15 protein-coding genes are annotated in these 15027 nt (G+C 69.1%); 5 read left to right on the top strand and 10 right to left on the bottom strand.

What is annotated here, in order from left to right; all coding sequences use genetic code 11:
- Window positions 1–5: 5 nt before the first annotated feature.
- Entirely contained in the window at window positions 6–1748 is a 1743-nt protein-coding gene (locus EO081_RS13180) for an ABC transporter transmembrane domain-containing protein (protein ID WP_240697685.1), read from the bottom strand.
- A 210-nt stretch (window positions 1749–1958) separates the two neighbouring features.
- On the opposite strand from EO081_RS13180, the gene EO081_RS13185 reads away from it, so the two are divergent.
- A complete protein-coding gene (locus tag EO081_RS13185) occupies window positions 1959–3191 on the top strand; it encodes a polyhydroxyalkanoate depolymerase (RefSeq protein WP_129342337.1) in 1233 nt (410 codons plus the stop codon).
- A gap of 18 nt (window positions 3192–3209) precedes the next feature.
- Here EO081_RS13185 and EO081_RS13190 read toward each other — a convergent pair whose 3' ends face one another.
- The 4 genes from EO081_RS13190 to EO081_RS13205 form a co-directional block, all read right to left on the bottom strand.
- Complete coding sequence (locus EO081_RS13190; RefSeq protein ID WP_240697667.1) at window positions 3210–3596, bottom strand: YkvA family protein; 387 nt, start codon at window positions 3594–3596, stop codon at window positions 3210–3212.
- 1 nt (window position 3597) lies between these two features.
- Window positions 3598–4074: a pyridoxamine 5'-phosphate oxidase family protein gene (locus EO081_RS13195; RefSeq protein ID WP_129342339.1), complete on the bottom strand. Its 477-nt coding sequence runs from the start codon at window positions 4072–4074 to the stop codon at window positions 3598–3600.
- A gap of 69 nt (window positions 4075–4143) precedes the next feature.
- Entirely contained in the window at window positions 4144–6120 is a 1977-nt protein-coding gene (locus EO081_RS13200) for an alpha/beta hydrolase family protein (RefSeq protein ID WP_129342340.1), read from the bottom strand.
- A gap of 146 nt (window positions 6121–6266) precedes the next feature.
- Window positions 6267–7295, bottom strand: coding sequence for a DNA topoisomerase IB (locus EO081_RS13205; protein WP_129342341.1), 1029 nt, complete (start codon window positions 7293–7295; stop codon window positions 6267–6269).
- A 111-nt stretch (window positions 7296–7406) separates the two neighbouring features.
- On the opposite strand from EO081_RS13205, the gene EO081_RS13210 reads away from it, so the two are divergent.
- Window positions 7407–8012, top strand: coding sequence for a type 1 glutamine amidotransferase domain-containing protein (locus EO081_RS13210; protein WP_129342342.1), 606 nt, complete (start codon window positions 7407–7409; stop codon window positions 8010–8012).
- An 87-nt stretch (window positions 8013–8099) separates the two neighbouring features.
- Window positions 8100–9044: a right-handed parallel beta-helix repeat-containing protein gene (locus EO081_RS13215; protein ID WP_129342343.1), complete on the top strand. Its 945-nt coding sequence runs from the start codon at window positions 8100–8102 to the stop codon at window positions 9042–9044.
- Window positions 9045–9047: 3 nt separating this feature from the next.
- Here EO081_RS13215 and EO081_RS13220 read toward each other — a convergent pair whose 3' ends face one another.
- From EO081_RS13220 to EO081_RS16900, 3 genes are read right to left on the bottom strand one after another with little or no spacing between them, the layout of a single operon-like run.
- The gene (locus EO081_RS13220; RefSeq protein ID WP_129342344.1) at window positions 9048–10796 is read right to left on the bottom strand and encodes an asparagine synthetase B family protein; all 1749 of its coding nucleotides are present in this window, start codon (window positions 10794–10796) and stop codon (window positions 9048–9050) included.
- An 8-nt stretch (window positions 10797–10804) separates the two neighbouring features.
- Window positions 10805–12181: a putative O-glycosylation ligase, exosortase A system-associated gene (locus EO081_RS13225; RefSeq protein WP_129342345.1), complete on the bottom strand. Its 1377-nt coding sequence runs from the start codon at window positions 12179–12181 to the stop codon at window positions 10805–10807.
- Window positions 12174–12320 (bottom strand): hypothetical protein, encoded by a 147-nt coding sequence (locus EO081_RS16900; RefSeq protein ID WP_165284636.1) that lies wholly within the window; start codon window positions 12318–12320, stop codon window positions 12174–12176. The genes EO081_RS13225 and EO081_RS16900 overlap by 8 nt, the downstream gene beginning before the upstream one ends.
- A gap of 87 nt (window positions 12321–12407) precedes the next feature.
- On the opposite strand from EO081_RS16900, the gene EO081_RS13230 reads away from it, so the two are divergent.
- Entirely contained in the window at window positions 12408–13646 is a 1239-nt protein-coding gene (locus EO081_RS13230) for a TIGR04063 family PEP-CTERM/XrtA system glycosyltransferase (RefSeq protein WP_129342346.1), read from the top strand.
- Window positions 13616–14443 carry a hypothetical protein gene (locus EO081_RS13235; protein WP_129342347.1) on the top strand — a complete coding sequence of 276 codons (828 nt, stop codon included), beginning with the start codon at window positions 13616–13618 and terminating at the stop codon, window positions 14441–14443. The genes EO081_RS13230 and EO081_RS13235 overlap by 31 nt, the downstream gene beginning before the upstream one ends.
- Before the next feature lie 3 nt (window positions 14444–14446).
- Here the strand turns inward: EO081_RS13235 and EO081_RS13240 are convergent, their stop codons facing one another.
- Together EO081_RS13240 and EO081_RS13245 are read right to left on the bottom strand one after the other, a co-directional pair.
- Window positions 14447–14761, bottom strand: coding sequence for a hypothetical protein (locus EO081_RS13240; protein WP_183947906.1), 315 nt, complete (start codon window positions 14759–14761; stop codon window positions 14447–14449).
- Window positions 14758–14940: a hypothetical protein gene (locus EO081_RS13245; RefSeq protein ID WP_125960534.1), complete on the bottom strand. Its 183-nt coding sequence runs from the start codon at window positions 14938–14940 to the stop codon at window positions 14758–14760. The genes EO081_RS13240 and EO081_RS13245 overlap by 4 nt, the downstream gene beginning before the upstream one ends.
- Window positions 14941–15027: the final 87 nt, after the last annotated feature.

Here is a 15027-nt window from a genome sequence, read left to right on the forward strand (position 1 = left end):
CCGGGTTAAGCCGCCTCGTTGAACTGGAGCGCTGCCAGCCGCGCGTAGAGGCCGCCTGCGGCGATGAGTTCGGCATGAGTGCCGGTTTCGACGATCCGGCCCCCGTCCATCACGACGATCCGGCCGGCGGCGCGTACCGTGGCGAGGCGGTGCGCGATGACGAGCGTGGTGCGACCGGTCATCAGATGCTCCAGCGCGTCCTGGACCAGCCGCTCGCTTTCGGCATCGAGGGCGGAGGTCGCCTCGTCGAGCAGCAGGATCGGGCTGTCGCGCAGCAGCGCGCGGGCGATCGCGATGCGCTGGCGCTGGCCGCCCGACAGCCGCGCGCCGCCTTCGCCCAGGAAGGTGTCGAGCCCGTCTGGCAGCGCGCGCAGGAACTCGCTGGCGTTGGCGGCATCGGCCGCGGCCCAGATCGCGTCGTCGCTGGCGTCCCAGCGGCCGTAACGCAGGTTGTCGCGGGCCGAGGCACCGAAGATCACCGTCTCCTGCGGTACCATGGCGATGCGCGCGCGCACTTCTGCCGGATCGGCCTCGCGCACGTTCACCCCGTCGACCGACACCGTGCCGCTCGCCGGATCGTAGAAGCGCTGGAGCAGCTGGAACAGCGTCGACTTGCCGGCACCGGACGGTCCGACCACCGCCACCGTTTCCCCGGGCGCGACCTCGAGCGAGAAGTCGGTGAGCGCCGCGACGTCTGGGCGGGTTGGGTAGCGGAAGGCGACGTCTGCGAAGGCCAGCGCTCCCTGCGGCGGCTGCGGCAGCGCGACCGGGTTGGCCGGTGCGCGGATCTCCGGCTCCTGGGCCAGCAACTCGGCAAGGCGCCCAGCGGCGCCCGACGCGCGCAAGAGGTCGCCATAGACCTCCGTCAGCGCGCCGAACGATCCGGTCACCAGTGCCGCGGTGATGACGAACGCGGTGAGCGCGCCGCCGGTCGTGCGGCCCGAGGCGACATCGCTCACCGCATCCCACAGGATCAGCGTGATCGCGCCGAACAACAGCCCGATCACCATCGCCGTCATGATCGCGCGGGTGCCGAAGCGGCGGCGGGCGACGCCGAAGCCCGCCTCCACCGCCGACTGGAAGCGCGCCGCCTCCCGCTTCTCCTGTCCGAATGCCTGCACGATCTTCATCGCGCCCAGGGTCTCGGACGCGATCGCGCCGATGTCAGCGATGCGGTCCTGGCTGGAGCGCGACAGCTTGCGCACGCGCGAGCCCATCCAAATGATCGGCGTGACCACGAGCGGGATGCCGATGATGAGATAGGCGGCGAGCTTGGGGGCCAGCGCGAACAGGTAGATCACGCCGCCGATTCCGATCAGCAGGTTGCGCAGCGCCGTCGAGACGGTGGTGCCGACGATCTGCTCGACGATGGCGGTGTCCGCGGTCAGGCGCGACGCGATCTCCGAGGGGCGATTCTCCTCGAACCAGCGCGGCGGCATGCGCAGGAGGTTGCGGTGCACGGCCGCGCGCATGTCGGCGACGGTCCGCTCGCCAAGCCATGACACGAAGTAGAAGCGCCCGGCGGTCGCGAACGCCAGCGCCACGACGACGAACAGCAGCCCTTCGAAATAGCCGCCGATCTGCGACGGGTCCGCGCCCGCTGCGAAACCGTTGTCGACCACCTTCTGGAAGGTGCGCGGAATCCACAGCGTCGCCATCGCGGCGATCAGCAGCGACACCAGCGCCGCCGCAAGCTGCAGCTTGTAGCGGATGGTGAAGCCCCAGACGAGCTTGAGGGCGGGCAACATGCGCGCGGTCGGTTCGGCCGATGCGGCGCGCTGCGAGGAACGGAGTGCCATGCCGCCCGACTAGCGCGAACCGCCGCCGGGCGAAACCTCTGCGCGACGGCGTGCGTTCGGCTCGTTGCGGCTCCAAAGATTGCAGCGGCTCCGAAGCGGTTTATATCGTGGAACAAAGTGCCGTCCTGCGCGGGCGCGCTGGCGAGGGACGGTTTGTTGATGTTGTACGACGCTTACGAATTCCAACGTTCGATGCTGGCCGGTGCCAGCGCCATGGCGAATTTCGGCGCGGGGCTGCTCCAGAACCCGGCGAACCCCTTTTCCTATTTCGGCGGCGGGCCGGTGCTCGCGTCTGCGCTGGAGGTCTTCGCGCATGCGGCTGCCCCGCGCGGCAAGCCGGCCTTCGGCATCACCCGGACGGTGGTTGACGGCCGGGACGTAGAGGTCCGGGAAGAGATCGTGCTGCGCAAGCCCTTCGGCCAGCTCAAGCATTTCGTGCGCGAGGGCGTGACCGGCGGGCCCAAGCTGCTGATCGTGGCGCCGATGTCGGGCCATTACGCGACGTTGCTGCGCGATACGGTGCGGCGGATGCTGGTCTCGGCAGACGTCTACATCACCGACTGGCGCGATGCGAAGCTGGTGCCGCTATCGGACGGGCGCTTCGACCTTGACGATTACATCGATTACCTGACGGACTTCCTGGCCGCGATCGGGGCCGAGGGGGATCCCCGCGCGCATGTCCTAGCGGTGTGCCAGCCGTCGGTTCCGGCCTATGCCGCGACCGCGGCAATGGGCCGCGATCGCCACCCGAACCGCCCCTATACGCTCAGCATGATGGGCGGGCCGATCGACACGCGCGAGGCGCCGACGGCGGTCAACACGCTCGCGACCGAGCGCCCCCATGCCTGGTTCGAACAGAACGTCATCGCAACCGTGCCGATGACCTATCCGGGCGCAGGTCGCCGGGTGTACCCCGGCTTTCTCCAGCTCGCCGGCTTCATGAGCATGAACCTCGGCAACCACATGATCTCTCACTGGGAGATGTTCAAACATTTGGTCGAGGGCGACGGCGACAGCGCGTCCGCGACCAAGGACTTCTACGACGAGTATCGCTCCGTCTGCGACATGACGGCGGAGTTCTACCTCCAGACGATCGAGCTGGTGTTCCAGACCCATGCGCTGCCGAACGGCACGATGACCCACCGCGGCCGCCCGGTCGATCCGGCGTCGATCACGGACACGGCGTTGCTGGCGATCGAAGGGGAGCGCGACGACATCTCCGGCCTGGGGCAGACGCGGGCGGCGCTCACGCTCGCAAGGGCGCTCCCGGAGGAGATGAAGCAGTATCACCTGGCCGAGGGTGTCGGCCACTACGGCATCTTCCACGGCTCGAAATGGCGCAACCGCATCGCGCCGGTGCTGGAGGGCTGGATCGCGCGGCACGGCGGCTGAGGCGCGCGCCGCCCGCCCTCAGTCCCAGGCGGTTCTCGCCCAGTGCCACGCCGTCCAGGCGAGCGCAGCCCACAGCATCACCACCATCGCCAGCCCGGCCCACGAGACCGGGCGGTGAGAGGCCGCTTCGGCCGTCGCGCGGTGTTCGACCAACAGCGATGCCGGCACCATGCGCGCGATCAGCCATAGACCGGCTGGAATGAGGAGCGCGTCGTCGATCAGCCCCAGCACCGGCACGAAATCCGGCACCAGGTCGATCGGCGACAGCGCATAGGCCGCAATCACGAGCCCCAGCAGCCGGGCGGCCGGGGGTGTGCGGGGGTCGCGCACCGCCAGCCACACTGCGTGCGCCTCCACCCGCACGCGGTGCGCGAGCGAGGGCCCGACGAAGCGCCGGGCCCGCAAGCTAGAGCGTAACCCGCGTGTGGCTTCCGGCTTCCTCGTCATAGATGGTGTTGCCCGTTAGCATCTTGAGCTTGCCGGTGATGCTGTGGTCGGTCTCCCATATTTCCGCATCCGCCAGGTCGAAGCGCAGCATCAGCAGGCCCGGGTCCTGGCGGCCGCCCTCGTACCAGGCCTCGACCTGCTTGTTCCAATAGCGGTCGATCACCGCCGGGTCGCTCTCGGTCGTCAGCGTGCCCCGCAGCGACGCATAGAGGTCGTGGTTCTTGGACACGAACTGGACGGTCGCCGGGCCACCGGCGGCCGCACGATTGTCCTTCTTGGTGTAGAACCAGAACTCGCTGTCGGCGTCCTCGTCCAGCACGGCGTACATCGGCTCGAAGTGCTCGCGGTCGGTGGTGGTGCCCAGCATCACATAGGGGCTGGCGGCCATCGCCTTCCACATCTGCTCGCGGATTTCCTTCGGGCTCTTGTCCGGCATCATTGTCCTCCTCGAATGGCTCAGGGAGGACAACGACCAGGGGCGCGGCGGTTTCCACGCCATTCCGCATCAGGCCGGGTTATGCTTGGCCAGGAAGCTCTCCAGCGCCTTCAGGAATTCCAGCCGATCCTGCTCGCGGGAGAAATGATGGTCGGCAAGCGGCTGCTCGATATAGTCGACGGGCTTGCCCGCGCGCTTCAGCCGCTGGACCAGGGTTCGGGACTGCCGCACCGGCACCACCCGGTCCTTGACGCCGTGTACCACCAGCAGCGGCGTGCCGAAGCCCGCCGGATTGTTGATCGGCGATACCGCCGCCAAATCCGGCGCCTGCCGCTTCAGCCAGTCGCGCCGTGCGCCCGAATAGAGGAAGCGGCTGTCGTAGCGGCGCATCGCATTGAGGTCGGAGACGCCGGCAAAGGAAACGGCACAGCGATAAAGCGTCGGATCGCGCTCGGCGGCGCGAAAGGCCGCGTAGCCGCCATAGGAGGCGCCCACCATGCACACCCGCTTCGGATCGGCGATGCCCTGCTTGGCGAGCGCGGACACCGCATCGTTCAGGTCGTCCTGCATCGCCAGGCCCCATTGGCCCTCGCCCTTTTCGGTGAAGGGCGTCCCGTAGCCGGACGAGCCGCGGTAGTTGGGCTGGATCACCGCATAGCCGCGGTCGGCGAGAAACTGCGTCCACCAGTCCCATTCCTCGGTGTCGCGTGCGAAGGGGCCGCCATGGGGCAGAACGATCAGCGGCAGGTCGCGGCCCGCCCCCTTGGGCGTCGTGAGCACCGCCGCGATTTCGAGGCCGTCACGCGCCTTGTAGCGGATCGTGCGAACCGGATGCAGCCGCTTCATCCCGATCTTGGGGTTGGTGAAGCCCAGGTCGGTCAGTGTGTCGGTCGCCTTGTCGTAGAGGAAATAGGCGCCCGGGGAGTCGGACCCGCTCGCCAGCAGGATCACGCGCGACTGGTCGCGGCTGAACGACACCAGCCGGACTTGCGCGCCGCGGATCCGGTCTCCGAGCTGCTTGGCCAGCTTGGCGATCTCCGGATCCATCCAGTGCTGCTGCGGCCGGTCTGTGCGGGTGCCGACGCCCAGCACTCTCGATTCGCCGCTGTCGGAGATCACACCACCCAGGTCGAAGCCCTCGGTTGCCATCAACTGCTTGCCGCGGGTCATCGTCTCCAGGTCCAGCTCGTAAAGCGCGCTGAACCCCTTTTCGTCGTCGGCGATCGTCACCGCCCCGGTGTCGGCCAGGAACAGCGCCGGGACCGTCAGGGAGCCGTCGTCGTCGCGGTCCACCGTCCGGAAGCGCCCCCGGTCACCCGCGCGGTACAGCAGCCGCCGGCGGCGCCCGTCATCCGATCGGCCGATGCCCATGCGCACCGCGCCCTTGCCGTCGGCGTACCAGGCCACCACGCCGGGCTGGCCCTCCATCACGCGGGTGCGCTTGCCCGTGGCCAGGTCGAAAAGGTCGACCCGCGGCCAAAAGCCGGGATCGTTGCTGTAGATGGACGTCTGGTAGCCGAGCAGCACCCGCGGCGTGCCGTCGTTGGCAGCCCAAAGGATGTCGTCCCCATTCTGCGCTGCATTGTCCTTTGCCAGGACCTGCACCTTCTGGCCATCGGCGCTCACCGCGACCGCGCGGGTGACGTACCAGTCCTCGTCTCCGACCGGACTGGTCCGACCGATGCCGATCACCAGCCAGTCGTCATTGACCCAGCGCCACCAGTTCAGGTCTGCCTCGCCGAGACCCGCGTACCGTGGCTGCCCGCCGTCGACGGGGATGATGGCGAGGTACAGCGTGCCGTTGAGCGCCACGCGCGCGGCATAGGTCTTCCCGTTCGGGGAGAGCTCCGGCGATTGCAGCATCGGCAGGGCGGCGAAATCCTCGATCGACCTCGGGGCAAGCTTCGCGGCGACCTTCGTCTCCGCCGCCACCGTCTTGCCTACCGGCGGCAGCGGCTGCCCTCCCGCCGCCAGCGCCGCGCTCGCAAGCGTCAGCAGGCCCGCACCGGTCGCGGCCCGACCGGCTGCCCAACGTCCCTTGGTCATCGTCTCTCCCCCCAGCCGGCGCCCCCGCGCCGGACGCCCCATGCTGGCCAAGCACCCGGCACAAGGCAAGCCTGCGCGCGCAAGTCCTCGCCGGAAGGGATGAAGAAGTACGAATGCCGCACGCTGTGCCGTGCGGGCGAAGTGCGTCAGGCGGCCTTGCGCGCCGCCGTCTCCGCCTGGATCTCTTCTTCGACTTCGGCTTCGAGGAAGGCGATCAGGCCGCGTTCGAAGCGGCTGAGATGGCGCGTCGCGCGCGGCAGCCGCAGCGTTTCCCGAAACTCCGTCTGGCCCTGCTTCACCAGGTTGATGAGGCGCGGGTGGACGTAAGACTTGCGGGCGATCGCGGGCGTGTTGCCGAGCGCCTCCACCACCGGTTCCAGCATCGTCTTGAGGCTGATGTCGTGCGGTGCCGTCGCCAGCGCCTCGAACGCCAGCACGCTCGCACCCCAGGTGCGGAAGTGCTTGGCCGTGTAGTCGGCGCCCATTGCCTCGCGGATGTAGCAGTTGACGTCGGTGGAGGTGACGGGATGCGTCTCCCCCGCGGCGTCCACCCAGCGGAACAGATGCTGTCCCGGCAGGTCCTGGCACCGCTTCACGAAGCGGATCAGCGATCCGTCGGTGACGGTCAGCGTCCGCATCTTGCCCGACTTGGCACGGTACTGCAGCTTCAGTCGATCGCCCTTCAGCGTCGCGTGCCGCTTGCGTAGCGTGGTCGCGCCGAAGCTCTTGTTCTCCTTCGCATAGCCCTCGTTGCCGACACGCACGCGGCCCAGGTCGAGCAGGCGGACGACCGCTGCGACCGCGCGATCCTTGTCGAGGGTGCGGTGGCGAAGGTCGGCTTCCACCTTGGCGCGAAGCTTCGGCAGCAGATGGCCGAACTGCGCGCAGCGGTCGTACTTCTCCGCCTCGCGCGCTTCGCGGAAGGCGGTGTGGTAGCGATATTGCTTGCGGCCCCGCTCGTCCCAGCCGATCGCCTGGATGTGGCCGAACGGGTCGGGCGAGAACCAGGCATCCCGATAGGCCGGGGGCAGGCCGATCGCGTTCAGCCGGTCGATCTCGTCACGATCCGTGATGCGCGTCCCGTCCGCTTCGAAATATCCCCATCCGTGACGCATCTTGCGGCGGGTGATGCCCGGCTGCGCGTGGTCGATGAACTGGATTTCCCCGCCTGTCATTGGATCCTCTCGATTGTCGCTCCCAATGCGCCGCTCGTCGCTTCGTTCCGGAACCGCGGGGGATGCGGCTTGTTCGAGCTTCGCGTTCCCCAACAGGATAGGAGAATTCCAATGGCAGACCTTGGCGATGCGCGCGTGCTGATCCTGGCGGCCGACGGGTTCGAGGAGTCCGAGCTGTTCGAGCCGCGGCAGGCACTGCTCGACGCGGGTGCCACCGTTACCCTGGCCTCGATCAAGACCGATGCCATCCAGGGGGTGGTGCACGACACCGAAAAGGGAAGGACGATCACGCCGGACCTCACGCTGGAGGATGTCGACGTGGACGACTATGACGCGCTGCTCCTGCCGGGCGGCGTCGCCAATCCGGACAAGATGCGGATGCAGGATCGCGCGGTCGGGATCGTCGGCGAGTTCATGGATGAGGGCAAAATCGTGGCGGCGATCTGCCACGCGCCCTGGCTGCTGGTGGAGGCGGACGTGGTCGACGGCCGCCGCGTTACCAGCTGGCCCTCGGTCCGCACGGACCTGGAGAACGCCGGCGCCGACGTGGTCGACGAACAGGTGGTCGTGGACGAGAACCTCATCACCAGCCGCAAGCCCGACGACATCCCCGCGTTCAACCGCGCGCTCATCGAGGCGCTGGAGAACGACCTCGGCGAGGATGAGGACGAAGACGAGGTGGAGACGGACGCCGAGGCGGGCTCCGACGACGCGTGACGGCTGCGGGCGGCCGGCTCCCCCGGCCGCCCGTTTCTGCTATGACGGTGCTGGCGGCGTGGGGCCGCTCCAGCTCGAGGATCGCCCATGCGCCTGTCCGCCGTCGTCACCGCTGTCCTGCCCCTGTTCGTTGGGGCCGCCACGGGGCCCCTCGCGGCCCAGGCGAGCGGCCCGTTCACGGTTGCCGAGACCGGCCGCAGCTACGCGCGCCTTCAGGATGCGGTCGGTGCGATCGGCGCCGGCGCCGGCACCATCCGGATCGCGCCGGGCACCTATCGCGAATGCGCGGTGCAGGCAGAGGGGCGGATCGCCTATGTCGCCGCCGAGCTCGGCAGGAGCGTGTTCGAGCGGGTCGCGTGCGAAGACAAGGCGGCACTGGTGCTGCGCGGCGCCGGCGCACGGGTCGACGGACTGGTCTTCACCCATCTCCAGGTGGCCGACGGCAATGGCGCGGGCATTCGCATCGAAAAGGGCGATCTCGCGGTCGCGAACACCCGCTTCATCGACAATCAGTCCGGCATCCTGTCCGCAAGCGATCCGACCGCCACGATCACCGTGGACCGTTCGACCTTCGCCGGCCTCGGCAAGGACCCGACCGGCAATGGTGCCCACGGCATCTACGTGGGCGGGTACGGCGCGCTGACGGTCACGCGCTCCCGCTTCGAACGGGGCACGGGCGGGCATTATCTCAAGAGCCGGGCGCCGCGCGTGACGATCGTCGACAACAGCTTCGATGACAGCGCGGGGCAGGGGACGAACTACATGATCGACCTGTCCAATGGCGCGACCGGCCGAATCGCGGGCAACACCTTCGAGGTGGGACCGAACAAGGACAATTACTCGACCATGATCACCGTCGCGCCCGAAGGGGCGGAGAACCCCTCGACCGGGCTGGTCGTCGAAAACAACCGCGCCTGGCTCACGCCTGCCTTCCGCTGGAAGACGACGTTCGTGGGCAATTGGTCCGGCGATCGCGTGACGCTGCGCAACAACCAGCTTGCCGAGCGGATCGCGCCCTACGCCGATCGCTAGCGATCAGGTCGCCAGGCGCGACCCCAGCCAGCCGGCGAGATACTCCAGGCAGGCGATCCGCCGCCACAGGCCGGAATCGGTGATCCGCTCCATGTCGAAGTAGTGCCGCATCGCCGGGAACGCGGGGTCGATGACCCGGTGCATATAGTCGGGCGACAGCAGCCCCCCGTGCTCGTCGCCCATCGGTCGTAGCCGGCGCTGGACCCAGTAGCTGTGCTGGCGGACCCATGCGGGCCGGATGCGCGAGGACCATTCGTCGAAGCGGTGGCGCCGGCTCGGCGGGCCGACGAAGTCATGACCGTAAGCCGATGGGTAGCCGGCGAGTACGGGGTCGATCGCCGCAAGCAGCTGGGCCTCGAACGCTCCCGCGTGCTTCGCGGCCATGGGCAGCGTCAGTGCGGTGGCCACCAGCTGATGGTCCAGGAACGGCATCAGATAGGCGCCGTGCTGCGCCTCCAGGCTGATCTCACGGCCGAACAGCGCCCGGCAGCGCACGCGCGGATAGGCCTGCTCGGCGCGGGTGCGGGACATGGCGGTCCGGACGTCCGGCAGCTCGAGCGCGTCGGCGATCTTGTCTGCGATGCGCTCCAGGAACGCGCGCCCGTCGAACCCCGGCGTCGCGTCGCCCGGCGTGAAGCGCGCAAAGAAGCTGCGGGCGATGGTGCTCGCGGTCAGCCGGCGGTCCGGCAGCAGGAAGAAGTCGCGATAGACCTCTCCACAGCCGCCCGAGGCGGCGAGGCCGCCGTTCGCGTGCCGACGCAGCTGCGCTGCGGCATGGCCGCCGTTGTCGAAGATGTTGCCATAGGTCGGCAGCCCGTCGAACTGATGGAAGTTTGCTTCCACCTGCGCCGGAAACGCCTCAGGCGCCATGGAAGCGGCGGACTTGTCGATCCAGTCGACTGCGAACCCCTCCGCCCGCCCGATCTCCCGCGCGATGCGGACGTCCGCGCTGCCTTCCGGGCCATAGACGTAGACGGATGGCGTGCTCCCCGCTGCGCGCAGTCCCGCGAGCAGCAGCCGCGAGTCCATCCCACCGGAAAGCGGGCAGTGAATGCGGTCGCCGTACGCAGCCACATAGGGCGCGACGGTCGCGCGCAGCCGTTCCGCATGCTCGGCCAGGCGATCGGGGAGGGGCGCCCGACTCGGCGCTTCGGGCAGCGGCTTGGCGGCCGCGTGGCGGATCACCCCGTCGCGGGTGAGTTCCAGCACCCACCTCGGACCCAGCGTCTTCAGTTCGGCGAACACCGTGTCGTCGCCGATCGGCACCACGTTGAACGCATGTTCGTACACCGCCTGCGCATCGAAGCGGACGCTCGGCAGCGCCTGCAACGCGGCGAGCAGCGAGGTCGAGAAGATCCGGTTGTCCAGGTCGTGGAACAGCTGGAACGCCCCGAAAAAGTCGCCGAACAGGAAGGCGCGGCCGTTCTTGCGTACCAGCGCCACGAACTCGCCGCCGATCCGCGACCAGTCCAGCGCCGGCAGCTCCGTCTCGCGCAGCAACGCGGCAAGTGCCGGCGTGCCGAGGCGACCGTCGAACACCAGCGTTCCCGCGATCGCCACCAGGTCGTCGCCCGCAACCAGCAAGCCTCCCGCGCCGCCGCTCGACGGTTCGAAGTGCAGCAGTGACCAGCCGGGGAAGCGGTGGCGGGTCGGGCCAGCCAGCCCGGCGCGCTCGCCTTGCCCCTGCGCCGCCGCGAGGGCCTGCTCGCAGGAGGGGCCCCTGTCCGTGCGGGCGAGAAACAGTCCCCCCATCGCTGCTCCTATCCTTCCGCCGGCTGGAGCGGCGCGACGGCGGGCCTCGCTCGCGGTTGCCGGATCGGGCGCCACTGGCTCTCCGCACGCTTGCGCGCGAGATAGCCGTCGAGCCCGATCTGCGCGCCCAGCAGCATGAAGACGAAGGGATTGAACGCGATCGCGACGAATGCCGCGCCCAGCAGGTAGATGAGGTGCGCGTGCTGCAGCGCCGTCGCGAGCGGCGCGGCCCAGGCAAGCTCCGGCGGCGCCTGGGAATAGCGGCGGCGCAGCAGTTCCATCCGGAACAATCCGCCCAGGTGGATTGCCAGCCACAATGCCAGCCCGAAATAACCCTGCTCGCCCAGCATCTCGAAATAGGCGCTGTGATAGGCGCGCGCCTGGTCGACCTCCAGCGCGCGCTCCACGGTCGCGTTGTTGCGGTCGCCGACAGTGGCGACCGTGTCGTAGCGGATGCGGTTCTGGCGATAGGCGTCGAACCCGCCGCCCATCGGGTGATCCCGCACATAGTCGAGCGTCCACTGCCACACCGCCAGCCGGGTGGAGGCGGAGGTGTCGGCCTGATAGCTGCCGATCGTCTCCATGCGCTCGGTGAAGGTGGAGGGGAGCAGTGGCACCGCGATCAACGCGGCCGCCCCAAGTGCCGAGAGATAGAGCACCCGCCGCTTCACCTCGCGCAGCATCAGCACCGCGAGCAGCCCGACGCACAGCAGCCCCGTCCGTGCCGAGGTGCCGACCGGGATGAGCAGGCAGGCGAAGCTCAGCGCGTAGCAATAGGTCCGCACGCGCCAGTCCGGCGGAAAGATCGTCCCATGCCGCGTGAACCACAGGATGATCGGAATGATCGCGATCGCGACCGTCGAGATGGTGCTGCTCTCGTAGAGCCCCGAATTGTTGGAGACCATGAGGTTCAGCTCGCCATAGCCGCCGCCGGTCACCAGCGTCTTGATGCCGCCCACCACGATGATCGAGGCTGCCGACAGGAGCATGAAGAGCAGCAGCGCCTCGATCCTCAGGCGCGTGCGCAGGGTGAGCGGCAGGAAGATGGCGAACGCCATCGCCTTCCAGACCCAGTCCCATTTGTACCGCGCCTCCACCGGGAAGTCGGCGTGGACCGTCGTGTACCAGCACCAGCCGATCAGCATCAGCAGCAGCAGCTGGCGAGGCGCGATCCGCAAGCCGCGCTTATCGTCCGCGAGCAGCCATCCGCCCACCGCGAAGGCCGCCGCGATCGCCGAGATCGGCACCGAGTTCAGCAGCAGATAGGTCAGCCGCTGCGGCGAGACGATGTCGATATAGGCGTAGGCCAGCACGAACAGGAACGGCCGGCGAAAGCCGAAGGCGAACAGCGCTGCAAGGAAGCCGACAAAGGCAAGATCACGCACCGAAGCGGTTCCTGCGCCGCGGCCTGGCCGGCTCGGATGCGGCGGTAGTCTCCCGGTCCAGCTCCGGCCGCCGAAGCAGCAGCCACGCCGCCAGCAGCATCAGTCCGTGCGAGAGACCAAGCGAGAAATTGTCGATCATCGTCCCGCTTTCTTACCCCTGGCCGCTCAGCGACTGCACAAGCACGGTTGACGCAGCGTTAAATGCTTTAGAGGCAGGACACCAGCCATGCGGATCCTGCACGTCCTTGATCATAGTCTGCCGCTGCACAGCGGCTATAGCTTTCGCACGCGCGCGATCCTGAGAGCGCAGATCGCGCGCGGCTGGACGGTGGCAGGGGTGACGGGAGCACGGCAGGGCGGCCATGCCGCCCCCGAGGAGGACATCGACGGGCTGCACTTTTTCCGCACGGTGTCGCCCAAGCCCGCCCGCGCACCTCTGGGCGAAGTGCGCGAGGTGGCGGCACTCGCCCGCCGGGTCGAGGAGGCGGTCGACCGGTTCAAGCCCGACGTGCTGCACGCCCATTCGCCGGTTCTGGACGGCTTGGCAGCGCTGCTCGTGGCCCGCCGCCGCAAGCTGCCGCTCGTCTACGAGATCCGCGCTTTCTGGGAAGACGCCGCGGTCGGCAACGGGACCGGGCGGGAGGGATCGTTCCGCTACCGGGCGATCCGCCGGCTCGAAACCTGGCTCGTGCGGCGCGCGAACGCGGTGGCCGTGATCTGCGAGGGGCTGCAGCGCGATCTCGTGGCGCGCGGCATGGATCCCGCGCGCATCTTCGTCTCGCCCAACGGCGTGGACATGACGCTGTTCGGCGATCCGCCGGCGCCGGACGCGGCGCTCGCCCGCGACCAGGGGCTTGGTGGGGAAACGATCGGCTTCATCGGCAGCTTCTACGACTATGAAGGGCTGGACGATCTGATCGCCGCCATGCCGGCGCTGGTGGCCAGGCGACCCGCGCTGAAGCTGCTGCTGGTGGGCGGCGGCCCGATGGAGGCTGCCCTGCGCGCCCAGGCCGCGGCGTCGCCGGCAGCGGACGCGATCCGCTTCGTCGGGCGGGTGCCGCACGAAGCGGTGGAGCGCTACTACGGCCTGATCGACGTGCTGGTCTATCCGCGCAAGCACATGCGGCTGACCGACCTCGTCACCCCGCTCAAGCCGCTGGAGGCGATGGCGCAGCGCCGGCTGGTTGCGGCTTCCGACGTCGGCGGCCACCGCGAGTTGATCCGGGACGGCGATACCGGCACGCTGTTCCCGGCGGACAATCCGCAGGCGCTTGCCGCACGGGTCGCCGCGCTGTTCCAAGACCGGGGAGGGTGGGACGCGATGCGCACCCGTGCCCGCGCCTTTGTCGAGCGCGAGCGTAACTGGTCGTCAAATGTTTCGCGCTACGAACCCGTATACCACGCGCTTGTCAGAGGCTTCGCAACGGACGCACCATGGACGCCACAGTCGCTCCCAGACGCTTGAGCCTGCCCGCCGCCACCGCTGCCGCCGTTCTCGGCGGGGGCGCGGTCGCGCTGATCCTGCTGCTGCTGCCCACCGCGCTCCTGGAAAGGCAGGTCGCGGCAAGCGGGCTGCCGGCCATCCTCGCCGCCGCCGCGCCGCCGCTGGGCATGACGGCGCGGCTCGCCCTGATGCTGCTCCTGGGGGGCATCGCCGCGGGGTTGATGTGGGGACTGGGCCGGATCGCGTTCGGCAAGCTGCCCCTGGTGCTGACGCTTCCGGCCGTCCGGCGGCCGGGCCGCGCCGCACCGCGGGAGATCGCTGCCATTCCCGTCCTGCGCCGCGGCGATGCGCATCCGGACGCCCCGGCGCGGGCGCCGGTGCTGGCGATGCGCGACCTCGGCACGCCCTTTTTGGAGGTGACGGCTGCGAGCACGGCCGCCGCGGTTCCGGCCGAACCGGTCGAGCAGGCGCTGCCCGAAGATCTCGACCTCCCGCTCGCCGCCTTCGACCCGGACGCCATACCGGTGCCGGTCGAGCCGCCCCGGCCGCTGTTCCACGTCGATGCGGCATCGGAGGAGCGTGCCGACGCGGTGCTGCTGACCCGCCAGATCCGGGCCGGTTTCGCCGCACCGCCCGAGCCCGAGCCCCAGCCGCCCGTTGAGGAAAGCTCGACCCGTGCCTTGCTGGTCCGTCTCGAGCGCGGGCTCGCGCGGCGCGAACGCGGGGAGGGCGCGCCCCAGCTCGCCCGCGGCAGCAGCGGAGACGAGTCGCTGCAGGCGACGCTCGCCTCGCTGCGGCGCTGGGCCACCAGCGCCTGAGGTTCAGCGTTCCTCCACCGTCAGCACTTCGATCTCGGCGCGAAGCCGCTCCCCGTCGGCCTCGCTCGACAGCATCGCCAGATCGGCGACCAGGTGCCCGCGCAGCGGCAGCTCCGCCTCGGGCAGCGTCTGAAGCCACGCCCGTAGTTCCGCTGTCGCCTTTCCCGCCAGCCTGACCCGGTGGCGCGCGCCGTTGAAGGTCGCGCTTGCCCAAGGAGTGCTTTCGATCCCGTCGATCGTGATCCCGTGCCCGCCCGCCTGGCCGGCCAGCAGCAGCCGGCGTTCCAGCAACGTCGTTGCGTCCGGCCCGCGGCTCATGCGCGACCCTCCTGCTCGGCGATATAGGTCTCGATCCGCGCCACCGTGTCGGGCCGCGGCTCGCGTCCGTTGCGCAGGTCGCCGACCAGCCGCGGGTCGTGCACCGCGTTCCGCCCGAACAGCGTCGGCGGCATGCCGCTCGCGTGCAGGAACCGGTCGATCTTCTGCAGAATTGTCACCTGACAATCTCCTGATTCGCGTCTTTCCGTTCCCGTTCTGTTCTTGCAAATCCAACTTGTCTAGGAAGATTCCTACGGCTAGGGAGG

Origin of the sequence: Sphingomonas desiccabilis (assembly GCF_004135605.1) — a bacterium.
GTDB classification, from domain to species: domain Bacteria; phylum Pseudomonadota; class Alphaproteobacteria; order Sphingomonadales; family Sphingomonadaceae; genus Sphingomonas; species Sphingomonas desiccabilis.